The organism is Marinobacter caseinilyticus (genome assembly GCF_011074955.1).
In the GTDB taxonomy this organism is placed as follows: Bacteria; Pseudomonadota; Gammaproteobacteria; order Pseudomonadales; family Oleiphilaceae; genus Marinobacter; species Marinobacter caseinilyticus.
In genome coordinates, this window is sequence record NZ_WUQJ01000006.1 from 36,584 (window position 1) to 53,386 (window position 16,803).

A 16,803-nucleotide genomic window follows, 5' to 3' on the forward strand; every position below is an offset into this window, starting at 1 on the left:
GTATATCAGTCGCAGCTATAACCGTGCAGTTCCAGGCCCTCCTGCCAGTAATCGGACACCAGTGGGGTCGCGATCAGGTACTCGGCGGTATGGGAGGTATTTGCATCAGCGGCCTGTTCCAGCGCCAGATCCCACTCGTCCAGGGAAAAATCTCCCCGCCCCAACCACATCAAGGCCACCAGTTCGATCTGTTGATCCGGATCGAGGTCATTGATGACGTAGGCCATTTCCTGGTAAGTCGCATCGTCGCTGTGGTCGGCCAGGACCTGCATGGCCCAGTCATCCGACGGGCTGGTGGGGCTTTCCTCAATGGTGACCCCTTCCTTGGCATGGAATTCATGAGCTTTGGCAATCAAAAAGCAGACTGTTTCCGAATTAAGATTCAAGTCCATATCCTGCCCCCTCTGGATAAACGGACCCGACACCCCCGCTGACATCCGATGCTCATATTTTGAGCATATCAGCGCTTGCTCAACTTGATTGACGTCAAGATCTCACAAGTGCTTCCAGTCGACTTGTTCACCCCTTTTTCGGCCAATGCAACTACCCTGCCCAAAATCACTTGCCATGTTCCTCGGCACGGTCTCTTTTTATCGCTATACTGTATATAAATACAGTTTTTAAGAGGACCCCCTGTGCTCATCAAATATTTTTCCCGGGCCGACTGTGACACGCCCGGATTACCATTACCGTTTTTCCTGGATTCTGTTCAGGCGGATTTCCCAAGCCCGGCCATCGACTACCTCGACAAGGCACTCGATCTCAACGAACTCTGTATTCGCCGGCCCGCAGCGACTTACCTCGTGCGGGCTGAGGGGGACTCAATGATTAACGCCGGTATTTTCGATGGTGATATTTTGATTGTTGATCGGAGCCTCAAAGCCCTTCACAACCACATAGTGATTGCGTCTCTGAACGGTGATTTCCTGTGTAAACGACTACACCTGACAAGCGACACGCCTCGGTTAATTGCGGAAAAACCCCGCCTACACCCCCATCATTTTATCGGGCGAATCCGAGCTGGAAATCTTCGGTGTCGTCACGTATGTGATTCATTCGCTGATCGGACCCTGAGAATGACCGTGTACGCCTTATGTGATGCGAACTCGTTTTACGCCAGCGTCGAGCAGATCTTTCAGCCCGCTTACCGGGGACGACCGCTCATCGTGCTGTCGAATAATGACGGTTGCACTGTGGCCCGTAACACAGAAGCCAAACGGATTGGCATCAAGATGGGCGCACCGCTTTTCATGATCCGCGATCTCGTGCGCCGACATAACGTTGTAGTGTGCTCCTCCAATTACGCGCTTTACGGGGATATGTCTGACCGATTCATGCAGACCCTTGAAGAGCTGTCGCCGAATGTCATGCCTTACAGCATTGACGAGGCTTTTCTCGATCTTTCCGGAGTCAAATCGGCGATGTCGCTGAAAGAATTCGGCCACCAGATCAAGAACCGAGTAGCGCAATGGACAGGATTGCCCATCTGCGTTGGTATATCGAGCACCCTGACGCTGGCCAAACTCGCAAACCACGGGGCAAAACAATACCCCAAAACCGGGGGTGTGGTGGACCTGACGAGTTCTGAGCGACAACATAAATTGCTGGCCATTACCCCGGTTGAAGAAATTTGGGGCATCGGGTGGCGTCTGGCCAAACGGCTGAAGCCTCTAGGAATCGTCACGGGCCTGGATCTGGCAAAGGCAGATCCGGCGTGGGTTCGGAGCCACTTTTCCGTGGTTGTTGAGCGAACCGCCTGGGAGCTTCGCGGCGTGGCTTGTCAGGAAATCGACGAAGTCCCCCGGCCAAGCAGCAAATCGTATGTAGCCGATCCTTTGGTCAACCGGTGGCCCATCTTGATGATATGTTGGCGGCTGTTACCGGGTTCGCAACCCGGGCAGCAGAGAAAATTCGGGGTGAAGAACGGGTGGCCGGGCAGCTTTCAGCATTCCTCTCGACCAACCGCTTCACAGAGGGGCCGCGTTACAGCAATTCCGCCAATCAAACCCTGCCCTATCCCAGTAGCGACACCCGTGTTCTTGTCGAGGCAACTACCCGGCTGATCACCCAACTCTGGCGAGATGGATTCCGCTTCAATAAGGCTGGCGTTATGCTCATGGACTTCAGGGAATCAGTGAACAGTCAGGGGGATATTTTTGATAATAAAGGTGATTCAGAGCGGAGCCGCGCTTTGATGACGGCGCTGGATCGGATCAATCGAGTGGCTGGCACGGGTACCGTAACGTTCGCCCGACAGGCTCAATGGGGCCAGCAGCCATGGGCCATGCGACGGGACTACCTGTCGCCTGCCTTCACCACGCGCTGGAGTGATTTACCCCGTGCGCGGTAAGGCGGCTGATGGTAGAGGTTAACCAATAACGGACTCGTCCCGTAATGGAATAAGGCCATTCTATTAAGGGCAGAATCGGTGTCTTCCGGAAGCAGAGGTCCGAATACTCTTTAGTGAGCCCACCCGCGTCTACAGACAACCCTACGGAAACGAGGCTGGCCCTGTGGGCCAGCCTCATACCGAGCGCCTATCCGCTACTCGACCACCACCTCCCAGCCAACAGTCGGAGTCACGCTACCAATTAACGAGACCGTCTTAATGGTTCCGATTCGGCCTGCGGCACTGCCAACAATGTCTTCAAAGGTCAGAACTTTTTCGATGGTAGCGAGCTGTGAGACATTGGTGGCAAATTCTGTGCATGAATCCAGTTCCTTAACCTCTCCACTCAGCACAATGGCATCGCCTGCCTTCATGACAAACTCTTGCTCTGCATAACTACCGGCGAAATAGAGCAACGCAAAGTTCGGCAGGTTGACATAGGGGCAGAGACCATCAAGCGTGCTTGATTCGTAAGATGAATTGTTTGTGAATTCAACGTTATCCAATACCAGGCTGCCCGGAAAACGTTGGCCTGGACCCTGGGCGTAAAAATACCAAGCCCAACCACTCTCGCCACCATCCAGCTGTAGATAAGTGTAGCGAAGGGTAACCACCGCATCGGGAACAAACGGATTACTGCCAGCTGTCTGTTCTTTACCGTCGGTACGATTGTCGTCATCGGTGTCAGGATCGGTCGGGTCCGTCGGCCCGGGATTTACCCCACCACTACGATTCACCTCGTCACCATCGCTTATGCCATCCAGATCAGTATCAGCCAGCAATGGGTTGGTGTAGAAAGTCGTTGCCGTTGAGCGGCCAGGAATCAGCAGGAGAAATCCCTCCTGCGTTTCTGCTTTATCCGACAAACCATCCGAATCACTGTCCGAAAGCAACGGACTGGTCCCCAGGCCCCCGGTCGAGCTCGGGAAATCCAGAACCGGATAGAGTTGTGCAAGCTCGGAATACTTTCTCAGGTCATTCACTTCCTCGTAATCCGACAGTCCGTCACCGTCCGTATCCTGGTTATTGGGATCGGTTCGCAAGTCCCGCTCAATTACATCCGGCAAACCGTCAAAATCGGTGTCTGGCAGCGACGGGCTCGACTTGACCGGGTAGCCAATGGCCCCGTTCGCGCTCACCAGCCACCCCAACTCAGTTTCCTCACGGTCCGACAGACCATCCAGATCGGAATCGATAAAGTCGGTGCCATCAAACTGGGTTGGGATCGACCCCAACCTCAGTTCCAGACCGTCCACGAAGGTATCGTTGTCCGTGTCCCGCCGCAGCGGATCTGTGACCAGATTTTCTATGGCAAGTCGAATCGTGTCGTCACCCAGGGCGACGCTGTCGATCAACTGGTTGCTACCCGGAAGAATTATCACACTCCCTTCACCCACGGGATTACCCACAAGCGCGCGTTGAATGTCGTCGCCATTCTTCACGGACTCGACGATTCCATTGCTACCATCCACGATGGCCAGTCCCGCAGCAAAGCCGTCAAGTTCCGTAAAGTCCGAGATGGCGTCCCTGTCGGTGTCCCGCTGGGTCGGATCCGTCGCCGGGGGGATGCTGTTTATTGACTCATAAAGATCGTCGCCCGCCAGGGGGGTGGTCAAAATGTTATCGGCGCCGGGACCAACTATCGCTGTGCCATACGCCACGTTGGTGCCGACCGGCACCAGTTGCTCGTCGGTATCGCTGGCCAGGCTCTCCGCTACACCGTTTCTGCCGGCAATGATGCCAATCGCCTGATCAATACCGACCGCTTCCCGCTGCAGGAAGGCACACAAGGCGTCGGTTCGGGGGTCATTCGGCTCACAGTAACGGCGCAGGTCCTGCTCCACCGGGTCCAGCAATCCGTCACCATCGGTATCCCTGAAACGGGGTGATGAAAAGGTTTGCGTCAGGTTGCCCCCATCCACAGCGACCTTCCAGCCGACGTTGATTTCCGCAAAGTCGCCGAGTCCGTCCCGGTCGGTGTCACGGGAATCCGGGATACCATCGCAGAAGGGCTCCGGCAGTGGACACCCTGCGGCCACATCCGGATCGAAGTCTTCCCCGAAGTCGGCGTTGACGTAGTTGTCAGTACCGCTGTCCGTGGACCCCGACAGGAACTCGTTGCGGGCAAACAGCCCGTCGCCATCGAGGTCCTGCAAAAAGGCCAGGAACAGATCATTGCCCGCTTCAACCAGAATTTCATTGAAATCTGCCGCTGCCGGCAGATTTTCAGACGTTAGCACCACCCAGCCACGGTTCAGGTCACCATTGCGCAGGGTGTTAATCCGCACCAGTTGTTCCGGACCACTACAGGCATTGACCGGCTCCGCAACCGGAGCCAGGCAGCGGACGTCGGAGTCGCCGACAGCGCAGGCGCAGTCGCTGTCTACCCGGCACACATCGCCCGCTTTATTGGAGGTAACCGCGCAGGAGCGACTGGTTTCATAGCCACCGACAAACTCGACTGCATCATCACCGAAACGGCCCGTGTCCAGCCTGCCGTTGGCTCCGGGCCCTATGACCAGAGTTCCCAGGCTCAGGCCGGTGGTATCCCTCGGCACAAGCTGGACATCGTCCCCCTCCGCCAGGCTGTCGGCACGTTTATTGAGACCCGCGACAATGCCATTGGCGATCTTGGGGTTGGTGACAAAATCATCGCCGGCAGGCCGGCTGTCCAGCCATCCGTTCGGGCCGGCAGCAACAACCGGCTCGCCGTCCACCAGGGTAACGATGTCGTCGCCGCCTATCGTCATCAGGCTGTCGGTGTCCAGAAGGCCATTACCCCCGGGAACAATCCGGTCCAGGGTGGTGTCGTGTCGTGGAATGTCCATGATGGCCTCCAGCACGTAACCGATCGGCAGACCAATCGGGTCGCCATTGGAGGCAAAACCGCCCAGATAGCCACCGCCGGCGACCGCGCCGTCATCCAGCACTCCGCTGGTCGCGACCAGGTAATCCGTTGCCGCCTCGGCATCGCCGAAATCCAGTGCGATGCGAGCGGTTCGGTCCCGTGCCACCTGGTTGATAAAGGTATAGGTCCGACCCAACTCATCGGTCACCCGGTAATTGGCGACGCGGAAGACCAGGCCGGCCGGCTTGCGCATGATGTCCTCGACAAGATTCGGGAACACTTCGCGGCTGGTAAACAGAAAGGGGCCGCGCTCGGTACTGAACGCCCCAAGGCTGACATTCAGCGGCGTACCGGAAATCAGCTCCGAGTTCGACACCAGGGTCGCCACCGGCAGGAAGTTGGTCCGACTGCCGACCTGCTGCAATACCGTAATTTCAATGTCGCTGACATTGAAGGGAACATTACCGAGATTGAGGATCGACAAATCCACGTCGATCCGGGCGCCCGTGATTTCGCGGGCCACGGTATTGGTGGTGGACAGCTCAGCCCCCTTGGTCAAGGAATTCTCATACACTTGCTGGCTCTCCTGCGCCGACGTATCGTCCGTCAGCACCGTGTTGGCCGCACTATAACCACCGGTGACCGTCAACTCAGCCCCTCCGCCTGGCTTAGGGTTATCACCACCGCCGCCGAAGAAGCTGCCGGTTCCGAAGCCGGCTCTGAGCGATGCCTCGACCCCCCACTCGGTGGTGTCGCTGGTTGAAGTCGTGAAAGACGTACTTTCAGCAGTCGCCAGGGTCGTATTGGAACTCGACTCTTGAGAAATGACTTCACCCGCCTCATTGGTGTAGCTGTAGCGCTCATCAATCTGCAGCCGGACATTGCCCACATCAATACGCAGTTTGGGCAAGTCCGCAAGCAATGGGTCCCGGTTTAACTCAAACAGTTCGCTATCGTCGGAGAGCTGGTCGCCATCGGTGTCGGCGAGCAATGGCGAGGTTTTCAGATCGAAGTGTTCGAAGCCATCGGCCAGGCCATCCTGGTCGGTGTCCTGAGAGAACGGATTGCTGAACACCGTATTAAGTTCGAAGTTATCCCCGAGACCGTCACCATCCGTATCGGTGGCCCTGGGGTTCATCCCGTATTGCAATTCGACCCCATCATTCAGGCCATCGCCGTCCGTATCGGCAACATCCGGATCACTGGTCACCTGCCGGGTGATGATATCCCCGTTTGCCAGTTCGATGATCACGGTGTAGCCGGCCTGCTCTTCGTTGTCGTACAGCCCGTCACCGTCGGTATCCACCAGCTCGGCGCCGCCGGGCGGCGTGCCCGCAAACTCTGCCTTATTAGCGGTTAATACCTCCGAAATACCCGGTGTAACCTCAATCTGACGGCCGTACAAGTCGGTAACATTGACCACCGACACCAGGTAAGTCAGTTCATTCTGGGACCGCGTCGTCAGGCGAACGGCGGTATGATCGATAGAGGTAAACTGGACTTCCACCACCTCCAGGTAACCGACCTCGGTATTCACGTTGGCCTGCACAATGCCGTAATTGGACGCATCAAGCGCGCCATCGCTTACCGGCTTACTGAAGGCCAACACCACGTGGGTGTTGTCCACGGACCTGGCGCTCACCACCGACAGTGGCTCGGCAATCTCCGTTTGGCGCGTGAGCCCTACGAAAGCATCCTCGCCCCCATCGGCATAGAGCGGAATCTCACTCGCCCGGGCCGCCACGCCGGCCATTGTGACCGTATACTGGACGTCGTCTTGTGGGCTGGTATTGAGAACAACCGTATCAGCATTGGCGCCGAGTGTGGCCGCTTGTACTGCCAGAGAAGAGCCATCCGGTGCCCGAATCCGATAGCTTTCCAGGTAGCCGGCGTTGTCCGAGACCGGCTGACTGAACTGAATAAACACCACGGTGTCACTCAGCGATTTGATGTCCACAACGGTCAGCTCCTGGCTGGCGTCGCCGGTGAAGATGATGGGTTCATCCTCGAGGCCCGCAACGTCGAAGGTCAGGGTGCCATTGGGAACCAGTTGCTCATCTTCTGCGGCGGTTTTAATCTCGAGGATGACCGAACCGCCATCAGGCGCAGGATAGGCGCCGGTAACGGCGGCTGTTTTGCCATTCGACAGGGTGATGGTGTAAAGCTTGAGGTTGGTGAGAAGCTCTGGATCGGCACTTTGTTCAAAAGTCAGCTCAACGTAATGGGGGCTCAGGGATTCCACCCGCTTAACCGCAGGTAGCCGTTCTGCCAACGTTTGCAGTTCGTCGTCTGAATCGCCGCTGTCGCCTCCGCCGCACGCAACCATGAACATGGTTGCCAGAAGCACTGCCGTTAATCGTAACCACCGACCCGCCTTAATTTTCGTGTTCATATCACCTAACCTCAATAATGTGTAAACACTCACCCGAAGAACCAGAAAATTTGTCAATCACAATAAAATCCGACCGCAAATCAGGCGGCAAGGCAGATACAAGGCGTTACATTGAAAGCCAGATTCAAGAGAGTAGGTTAATTTTTAGTAACAGTCTGTAGCCCAAATGGGCTATTTTCACCGATCAATCTTCAGCTTTATGGTCAGTCCGGAGCCCAGACCGGCGTCAATGTCCCGGAATTGGGCGGCTGCCTGTCAGGGACACTGGCTGTTTTCACTCTATTGAGTTGGTCAGCGAACTGAAGAAATCGGTTTCATTGGCAAGGGAGTTTGAGACTGAAACGCGATCTGCCTAAATTAAGGCAACAACAACGATGGGGACTTGGGGAGTTCGATTTTCTACGCTAAACAGAAATTTCCACACACGGGGCGCTACTGAGGCGGTTTTACTCGCCATCCAATTTGGGTAGAAACATCTGAGAAATTACAGCCGGCTCGATTTATACCCTGCTTCGTAGGTCCATGAATCGAGCGCCCGCGTGCTGGCCATTGACTGGGCCTGCAATTCTGAATGAATTGGTTTGAAAACAATTTCACGGGTTGGCATGTATTCCAACAGGCGGTCATGATCATCACGGATTATGAGCTTACCCGTCTATCAACAGGCGTCTCGCCGGATTCTTGATCGATCCCTCAGCGGGCATCCTCCGGAAGCGACTGGAGCGCGCCTTCCACTGCGTCTAAAAAGCCGACCATGTCCACCACCTGCTCTGAATTTGGATCGACGGTCTTACCCTTGAGGTCGGCGGTGACAATGCCTCTGTCAACAGTGTCGGTCAATGCTGCCTTCAGGTTGACGGCGTATTCGGTCAGGGGCGCGTTGGCCTCGCGCTCCCCCAAATTTTCCAGAGCGTTAGCGAGCGCAAAGATCAAGGCAGAGGGGTTAAAGTGGGCATCTCGGCCGTCACTCTCCAGATACTTCAGGTAGAGGTCATGGGCAGTGCCATGGGGCGCCTCAAAGAGCATGGTGCCGTCCTTGCTCTCAATGATGGAACTGGCAGTGGCCAAGCTGCCGCCGAGAGCCGCCGAGATGTCAGAGAAAATATCGCCGTCCAGGTTCTGGGAGGGATAGAGAGCGTTTCTCGGGGGGTCGGTGATCATCTTTTTGAGCTGACTTGAGGGGCGCATGATCATGAACGACGGCGGCGGCGTGTGCTCACGTGCCAGTTCCCGGCGCACTTCGGTAATGACGTCACTGAAGACGTCGTCGTATTCCATGTACTCGCGCTTCAAGCCAAAGTAGACCTCTTTGTCCTTGCGGGATGCGTCACGGAACACCTGGGCTACCCAGTCCTTGATGGCCTCGCGGTCATTGGACATGAGCAGTATGGGGTCCCCTGTCCTTACCCGGCGGGCATGTTTTTCCTCGCCGTCAACGATCACCTTGAGAATGCCGTCTTCCTCTGCCGGCATGTTGAAGCTGCCGTACTGGTCGCCGCCGCCGGCGCTCATGCGGGAAATAGACACGTGGGCGCTACGACTGGGAATGCCGAACTCCCGGAGGTGGTTTACCAGTTTGAACAGCTTGCGCCCGGTGGTGTTGTCGGGCACGCCCCATAACGCGCGCTCGGGTGGATTGGAGACAATGCGCGCGGCCTGGGCGTCGATGAGCTCGTAGTAGTAGCTCAGTCCGAGTTCCTTAATCTGCTGTTGGTAGTCGCTGTGGTAGATGTCCTCAATCACTGAACGCATGGCACCGTCGTAACCGGGAATAACAGTGTCTTTCAGTCCCAGGTAGACATCCCGTTTCTCATCAATGGCCCGCTGGAAGAAACGGTGAGTCCAGGCTTTAACATCCTCTACATCGTTGGTGGCCAGCAGCCAGGGGTCGCCCTTGCGGACCTCTCGGCGGTGCAATTCCACAGGGTCGCCGCTGCTGCCGACAAACATCAGTTTGACCACGCCCGTAGCCTGGGAGAGCTGGTTAAAGCTGCTCTTGATGCCACCGAACTCCATGGTGTCCACTTCGATGTCGCGGCCAATCCAGTCTGGCCGGCTGATCTTGAGGTTGCGGAACTGGATGTCCTCACGGGTGATGTTCCCGCTGATGCCTTTGCGGATGGCGCCGTTGGGGGATTTGGTGGCCAGAGGATGAAGATTGCCGGAATCCACATCGGGGTGCTTGCGGAGCAATTCTTCCAGTTGCTGGCGGTTGACGGTCATACCAGCGTTCTTCACCCCCACTCCATGACGCTGAAGGGCGTCGATGGCATCCATCACTGCCTGGCCATTGGTCAGCAGGCGGTGTTCCGCGGACAAATCGATTTCCTCAAGCTGGATGTTCAGACGGGCAGTCACGAATTTTTCGAGAATTTTCTCGAAAGCAACCTGGGCCATTTCGTCGCCGTGAAGGATGACCAAAGGCGACGCTACGTTGATTTTGCTGTCCATAGATTTCTCCCGGCGGTATTCGCAGTATAGGTCGATCTCGTTAAACCTTGGACTGAGTTATCCCCAACTGTTCGTTGACTGCATCACGAATTTCACGGTAACGATCAGGATGATTGATTAATGTATCCAGATCATCCTCCGGAAATATCTCACTCTTCTTTTTCCTGGCGTTCTCTTTTGAAACGATAGACGGCAACAACTGCTCAAGACAGCGCAACATGACCTCGGGCGAAACCGACGCCCCGGGCGATGCTCCCAGTAACGTCCCGTATGTCTTGTCTTTGGACACCAGGATTTCGGTGCCCATCTGTAAATCACCGTCTTTGATAATCTGCACTCGCTGGCCGGCTTCAACCGGTTTCCAGTCAAACTTCTTGCTCAAGCCAGGAGCAAAGCTATCAAGTTCCTCGAACATGCTCTTTTCGCCCTTAAAGGTTTCCGAAACCAGATATTTCACCAGGGGAAAATGCTCCAGGGTGACATTCAGCAAACCGGGAATATCATGCAGACGAATTGATCTGAGGTAATCAAAAAACCCACGACCTCTCTCGAGAACCGGCTTAAAGGACGCAAAAGGACCAAATAACAAGTAGTGCTTACCCTCTACCACCCGCAAGTCGAGATGCGGAACTGACATTGGGGGCGCGCCGACTTTCGCCTTACCATAGGTTTTAGCTGTGTAATGTCTGGCCTCTTCTTCACTGATCGGAGTCTGCAAAAAACGCCCGCCCACAGGAAAACCGGTAAATCGACTCCGAAACGGCAAATGACTTCTTTTCAATAGTGGGAATGCACCCCCACCCGCGCCCACAAAGAGCACGTCCGCTCTGTGCTGAACTTTGGCCCCTTTGTTTTCAGCTTCGACGATCCAGCGTCCGGTGGGGCTTTTGTGCACGCGCTTGACGTGAGTGCCGTACTCGATTTTTACACCAAGCTCTTGTACTGCATGCGCCGCCATCTGCTCCGTTAACGAGCCAAAGTTGATATCCGTGCCAGTTTCAATGACGGTAGCCGCCATTTTTTCATGGCGCGGCCGCCCCTCCATGGTGTAAGGAATCCAGCTTTTGATTTCATCAAAGTCTTCTGAGTAACGCATGTGTTCAAAAAAGTGATGAGCCGACATTTCCTTGAATCGCAATGTCAGTTCTTCAATGGCAGATTCGGAAACAATGGTGCAGTGCTTGGTTTGATTAATAAACGTTTTAGGGTCTTTGATAGCGCCCTTTTTGACCAAGTACGCCCAAAACTGTTTGGCAATATTAAACTGGGCGTGGATTTTCAATGCTTTTTCAACTGAAATGACCTCTTCATCCACAGGCGTGTAGTTGAGCTCACAGTTGGCTTCATGCCCGGTGCCGGCGTTGTTAAATGCCCACGAATTCCCCTCCCCCGCACGGTCCAGTCTCTCCAAAATGGTAATATCCAAATCCGGTGCCATTTCTTTTGCTAACGTGGCAAAAGTGGTTCCCATAATCCCTGCGCCAATGATGATCACGTTCATAAACGTCTACTCGCCAATGTCAATTTTTTGAGGTTAGTCAACAGAATCTTGTTGGCTCGAAAGTACCATGCTTTCGGCATCCCCTGAAAACCCATTGCAGACCTTACCTTCCAGACACAGCCCCATTTAGCCCTTTCCAATCCAGGCGGGCCAAAGGGCCCAGGGGCCAATGTAGTTGGGTCGTTGGACAGGCACCGTGATGCGTACAAACAGCCCTATGGTCTTGGCTATTTGTATAACATCAGGAATGTAACTTATTGTTTTTACGCTCCAAGACGTTTGGCCTTCCGGGTGCTACCCAATCAATTTCAAGTGCATAACCTTTAACCTCTCTGGAAAGCCAACACGGGTAACCCTGAGCGATTTTCGTCAAGGAGTCTGCAGTTGTTTTGCAACACAAGACGTTATTTGTGACGCTGAGGCAGCAAAGGATTCCCGGGCTTTCATTTCTATTTGTAACGAGGCCAGCTATATTGATGTAGATGGTTTAGACATACTTATCTGTTTTATTCGCTCGGTGAGACGCTTAAGAATTCAATTTTCAGGTCTCGCTCTGATCACTGAATACTCAATAAACGACACTGCCGATATGCATAGTTCAACTCATGCGCCTCTGTGTCGGCGCAGTTTTCTGAGTTAACCAGCAAGGAGAACGCTCAATGTCGATAACACCCGAAGTACAGTCCTCCAGCGATGTGTCTGGCTGGATCGATCCGACCATGGACTCCGTTAAAGGCACCGAGACTCCCAAAGATCCGAACAAGGGTTACATTGCCCTGCTTGGCTGGAGCGTCAATGCAATCAAGGCTGCGCAAAAGTTTGACCGCCGCTATATCGTTGTTGCTCCGGATTGGGCTGCGGATTTTTGTACAGCCAACAAGATACCTTTCATCCCATGGGATTTTATCCGCCTGAATGATCGATCCCTGGAGATTGCCGAAAGGCTGAAGGCGGAGGGCGTCGATGTCGCGATACCGCTATTCGAAGAAACCGTCGAGTGGTCCGGTGCCATTAACTCTGTCCTCCTTAATAACCCTCGCATGTTCGGGCAGTCTATTCTGTTTCGTGACAAAGCTCTGATGAAGCGCCGTGCTCAACTTGGTGGCATTCGCGTCGGGATCTTCGAGGAAGCGCACGAGAAAGAAGACATCGTCCGCTTCATGAAGCGCGTCAACCAGACGCTGCTCAAGCTTGATGGCGACCCGGATGACCCGATTCACGTCAAGGCCTTCGATAAGGCCGGCTGCCTGGGCCACCGGATGATCCGCAAGATTGAGGAAATCGACACCATTCCGGCCGAAGAATATCCCCTACTGATGGAAAGTCACCTGGACGGTTGGGAGTTTGCGGTTGAGGCCTGGATACACGACGGCAAAATCAAATTCCTCAACATTTCTGAATACGTCACGCTGGGCTATTCGGTATTCGTACCCGCGACCGAGCAACTTGAAAGCTGGCGTAACGCGATTACCAAACAGATCGAACTGCTGATCAAGACGTTCGATATTCAGTTCGGCTTGATCCATCCAGAGTACTTCGTGACTGCGGATGGCGAAATGTACTTTGGCGAAGTGGCTTACCGTCCGCCAGGATTCAAGGCTTTCGAGCTCATCGAGCGAGCTTATGGATTCAGTGCTTACCAGGCATCAATGTTGGTATTTGATCCCAAAAGCACGAAAGAGGAAGTGGATAGTTTCTTCCCCCGCGAAGTAGTCGACGCGAAGGGCTACGCAGGATGCTTCGGTGTCTATCCAAGGCGTCGAGTCGTCAGCAAACTGGAAATGCCCAAGGAAACCATTGAGCATCCCTATTTTGAATCCCACGAATTGGTCGCGCCGGCAGAAGAGACGGTTCCTGACCGCTCGGCGTTCGGCACACATTGGGGATTAATTTTCTTCTTTGGTGACGATCCCATTAAAATGCGGGACCTTCTGAAAGCTCAGGAAGAACTGGATTTCTACGTCTAGAGCCTGGTCGAAGAAGTCAGTTAAATCCGATGTAACGTCCATGATTCTGGCCAACGTAGCGCCTGAATCGTGGACGGTCTTTTGCACCAGCGCTCAATGCCCTTGGCCACTGCAACGGAATACCAAGTGGCAGGTTTTCTGAGCTTTTGTGCCGTGCTTCCTCATCACCCACCACACGATCCGCTTCCTTCTGAATTTCAAGATGAGAAATCGAGTGGCCCATCTTAAAGGCTATCTGCGACGCCTGCGCGATCCGTGCAAGCCCATTGAACGTGCAAAAGCCACCGTCTTTTGCGTATTTGGCATGGTGGAAGCCATTGGCGAGACTGGCGACAACCCCGGTTTGCATCGCAATGGTGGTGGCTTTCAGTTGACCTGCCTGCATGGTAAGCACGGTGGCGCGAAGCGATGCCGACCATGGCAGGTTCTGACTCATGGCCAACGGCTTTTCACCATCAAGAAAAACGCAGACGTATTTCGGATCGTGGAGCGCATATAGAAGGTCAATATCCAGAATACCTGGACCCGTCAGCCTCGCCAGCCCCCGTGCAGTCAGTATCTGGACCACAACGCCCAGTTTTTCCAACCTTCTGCTGCGGGTTGACACGACGTAGCTTTCGCAAAAACAGGTCGGGATCATGAGGTTTCAGGCTGAGCGAGTTCTTCTTCTGCCAAACGCTGTAAATCTTTCATTTCAGTTTTATCAGGCTCGAAAAGTCCTTCCGTCACCTAAGAATGGAAATGCGTGGCGAAGGCGCGGGCACGATTCACCCCGGAGACAGCGAGCGTCGTCAGCCTCAACATCCTGAAGCCCGAGCAATCCTCAATGGCAATTCTTTGCCCTGCAATCGTGCGATTCCTGGGCGCGCGCTCTAACGCTTCAGCGTCATATTTGACTGCCAGCAAGCTACCGACCGGAATTCTGACGCAATTCATGAGCAGGGGCTCAGGCTCGGGCAGGACTCGTTGAGAGTGGAAACGGGATACCCCGTCTGGCCGCCTGAACGTCGCTCCAAGTCTCTCGACCACCGGCATGACCCAGATCATTTTCTGTACAGTTTGTTAGCGGATTTTGTAGAAAAACTCGTGGCTTGTGGGATATTGAGAGAAAGAAAGCCCCAGTCCGCAGTACAGCAAGTTGTGGCCCATCGCAGGACCTGCAGTGTGATTGATAACGTGACCGATTCTTTGGAGCGTTCTATGAAATCCCCGGCAACCATCACTTTGAACATCGGCAATGCCCTGCCCTTCGGTAACGAAAAAGATACCGCCCGCATCATTTCTTTATGGGAATCGCTGGATGACTATTTTCGCCATCGCCCTTTTGTTGCTCAGAGCGGCATCAACGGTAAAGCCAAGCACTACACCATATCGTTAAATACCGAATCCATGGTGAACATGATGACGGAGGCCCAGACAGTCTCCGGTAGTTTTTCTAATCATTTGGCCTCACACATCGATGACTCCAGTGTGTCCGTGTCGGGGGAACTGACCATTACCATTGGAAACGAGCGTCACAGCCAGGATGAACTCGAAACGTATCAGGTGGCGACGGTCTTCATTCAGCAATTGGTGATGGCCGCGAACATTGCCTTGCCTGGTTCTATCCAGATTCTGGATGCCAAGTATGTCGGTGAAGGCGCACGCCACTATGAGGCCCAGAGTTTCGATTCGCGATTGCTTTACGGCGCCATGACAACCGCGAAGGCCAATGGCTCGCCCAGCCTTCACTTTCATTCCTTTGCCATTATTTGGGAGTGGCTCGATCAGTGCGAGGTCAGTCACCGCTCGACTGCAATCAGCGATATCAACAAGGTGCTGTTTACCCTGCTTAAAGTGGCAGAACAGCGCCATGAATACAGTGCCCGAACGGTGCTGATGGTGGTGTATCAACTGGAAGTGCTGCTGGACCACCGAGACCCCAGCTACCTCGCACTTACCCGGAACCGGGCACGATTGGTGCTGGGCGAGATTCCCGAATCCGCTGATTGTTTTGCTGAGTTGTACGATGTTCGTAACAGCCTTTTCCTGGCCCACCAGCCGGTGCACCGCCCGCCCTTGATCTGCCACGGCACAGCGGATGCTCTGAAAGAACAGATAGGCCAGCACAACACGGCCGTGGAGCTTGGTACGGCACTTGTGCTGGCACTGATTCAGGATCTTGTCACACACAACGCCCAGCGCTACGAGTTTACGGAAACCTTTTCCCGCCATTGAGCGGAGCAGTGTGTCCGTCCCCGATACGGCACAAGCATGATGTAGTCCGTACAACGTGTGCGTCCGGGATGGTCTTCAGGGAGAGAAATTATAAGCAGGATCGTCACACTCACCATGAGCCCGTCACTGGATCTGTTCGGCGAGACCGAGCGTTTGCACGGTGATGCCAAGAGCCGGATCCAGAGCCTCCACACCGAACCCGGCGGCGGTGGGGTCAATGTTGCCAAAAACCTGCATCGATTGGGCCTGGATGTGTTGGCGGTGTTTCCCGCCGGAGGGCTCACTGGCAAGGTTCTTTATGAGGCCCTCACTGCCACCAGCATGCCCTGCCAGGTGATACCGATTGAAAGCGATACCCGGAAGAACCTGGCCTTGACGGAAACCGCGACTGGGAAGTTCTTCCACCTGGTGTTCCCGGGGCCAGAATTATTGGAATCAGAATGGCAAGACTGCCTGGAAGCCATCGAACAGCTGGACCCAATGCCCGAGTATCTGGTGCTCAGTGGCAGTTTGCCCCCCGGAGTACCGGCTGACTTTTTTCAGCGCATGGCGCTGTCAGCGAAGCAGCGGCAAATCAAAGTGGTGCTGGATACTTCGTCAAAAGCCTTGCGTCCAGCGCTCGAGGTGGGCGTGTATCTCGCGAAACTCAACAAAAAGGAATTTCTGGATCTGGGCTATGACGGTCCGGATGCGATAGGGCCTCAGCTTGCGGCCATGGGCGATATGGTTGCCGCCGGATATGCGGAAAATCTGATCGTTACCATTGGGGCAAAAAGTGCCTTTCTGGCCACTAGTACCGGGCAGCGCCTGGTGGCCAAACCGCCTGTCGTCAACATTGTGTGCCACGTCGGGGCCGGCGATGCATTTGTATCCGCCGCGGTCTATCAGCTATGCATCGGCAATACGATCGAAGATGCATTCCGATACGGCATTGCCGCCGCTGCCGCATCCATCAGCGCGCCAGGCAGCCAGTTGGCGGACATGTCGCAGGTGCAACGGTTAATCGGCCAGATTGAGGACCTCGCTGTCTGAGTTTGG

9 protein-coding genes and 2 pseudogenes are annotated in these 16,803 nt (G+C 54.7%); 6 read left to right on the plus strand and 5 right to left on the minus strand.

Features of this window, described 5'->3' with window-relative positions; all coding sequences use genetic code 11:
* Window positions 1–5: 5 nt before the first annotated feature.
* The gene (locus GRX64_RS02480; protein WP_166263617.1) at window positions 6–392 is read right to left on the minus strand and encodes a DUF3775 domain-containing protein; all 387 of its coding nucleotides are present in this window, start codon (window positions 390–392) and stop codon (window positions 6–8) included.
* A gap of 243 nt (window positions 393–635) precedes the next feature.
* Between GRX64_RS02480 and umuD the strand changes: the two are divergent.
* The 3 genes and pseudogenes from umuD to GRX64_RS19525 all read left to right on the plus strand — a co-directional run.
* Window positions 636–1,640, plus strand: a pseudogene (gene umuD / locus GRX64_RS19515) (translesion error-prone DNA polymerase V autoproteolytic subunit); the annotation flags it as partial.
* A gap of 224 nt (window positions 1,641–1,864) precedes the next feature.
* Window positions 1,865–2,092, plus strand: a pseudogene (locus GRX64_RS19520) (DinB/UmuC family translesion DNA polymerase); the annotation flags it as partial.
* Window positions 2,093–2,194: 102 nt separating this feature from the next.
* The gene (locus GRX64_RS19525) at window positions 2,195–2,350 is read left to right on the plus strand and encodes a DUF4113 domain-containing protein (RefSeq protein ID WP_235937501.1); all 156 of its coding nucleotides are present in this window, start codon (window positions 2,195–2,197) and stop codon (window positions 2,348–2,350) included.
* A 194-nt stretch (window positions 2,351–2,544) separates the two neighbouring features.
* Here GRX64_RS19525 and GRX64_RS02495 read toward each other — a convergent pair whose 3' ends face one another.
* From GRX64_RS02495 to GRX64_RS02505, 3 genes are all read right to left on the minus strand, one after another.
* Complete coding sequence (locus GRX64_RS02495; RefSeq protein ID WP_166263618.1) at window positions 2,545–7,629, minus strand: thrombospondin type 3 repeat-containing protein; 5,085 nt, start codon at window positions 7,627–7,629, stop codon at window positions 2,545–2,547.
* Between the two features lie 693 nt (window positions 7,630–8,322).
* Complete coding sequence (locus tag GRX64_RS02500) at window positions 8,323–10,080, minus strand: isocitrate/isopropylmalate family dehydrogenase (RefSeq protein WP_166263619.1); 1,758 nt, start codon at window positions 10,078–10,080, stop codon at window positions 8,323–8,325.
* Between the two features lie 40 nt (window positions 10,081–10,120).
* The gene (locus GRX64_RS02505; RefSeq protein WP_166263620.1) at window positions 10,121–11,581 is read right to left on the minus strand and encodes a malate:quinone oxidoreductase; all 1,461 of its coding nucleotides are present in this window, start codon (window positions 11,579–11,581) and stop codon (window positions 10,121–10,123) included.
* Window positions 11,582–12,240: 659 nt separating this feature from the next.
* Between GRX64_RS02505 and GRX64_RS02510 the strand changes: the two genes are divergently transcribed.
* On the plus strand, window positions 12,241–13,548 hold the full coding sequence (locus tag GRX64_RS02510; RefSeq protein ID WP_166263621.1) for a carboxylate--amine ligase: 1,308 nt from the start codon (window positions 12,241–12,243) through the stop codon (window positions 13,546–13,548).
* A 16-nt stretch (window positions 13,549–13,564) separates the two neighbouring features.
* On the opposite strand, the gene GRX64_RS02515 is transcribed toward GRX64_RS02510, so the two are convergent.
* On the minus strand, window positions 13,565–14,188 hold the full coding sequence (locus GRX64_RS02515; protein ID WP_166263622.1) for an arginase family protein: 624 nt from the start codon (window positions 14,186–14,188) through the stop codon (window positions 13,565–13,567).
* A 560-nt stretch (window positions 14,189–14,748) separates the two neighbouring features.
* Here GRX64_RS02515 and GRX64_RS02520 point away from each other — a divergent pair.
* Together GRX64_RS02520 and GRX64_RS02525 are read left to right on the plus strand one after the other, a co-directional pair.
* Complete coding sequence (locus tag GRX64_RS02520; protein WP_166263623.1) at window positions 14,749–15,765, plus strand: ferredoxin reductase domain-containing protein; 1,017 nt, start codon at window positions 14,749–14,751, stop codon at window positions 15,763–15,765.
* Window positions 15,766–15,822: 57 nt separating this feature from the next.
* Window positions 15,823–16,797, plus strand: coding sequence for a 1-phosphofructokinase family hexose kinase (locus GRX64_RS02525; RefSeq protein WP_282433922.1), 975 nt, complete (start codon window positions 15,823–15,825; stop codon window positions 16,795–16,797).
* Window positions 16,798–16,803: the final 6 nt, after the last annotated feature.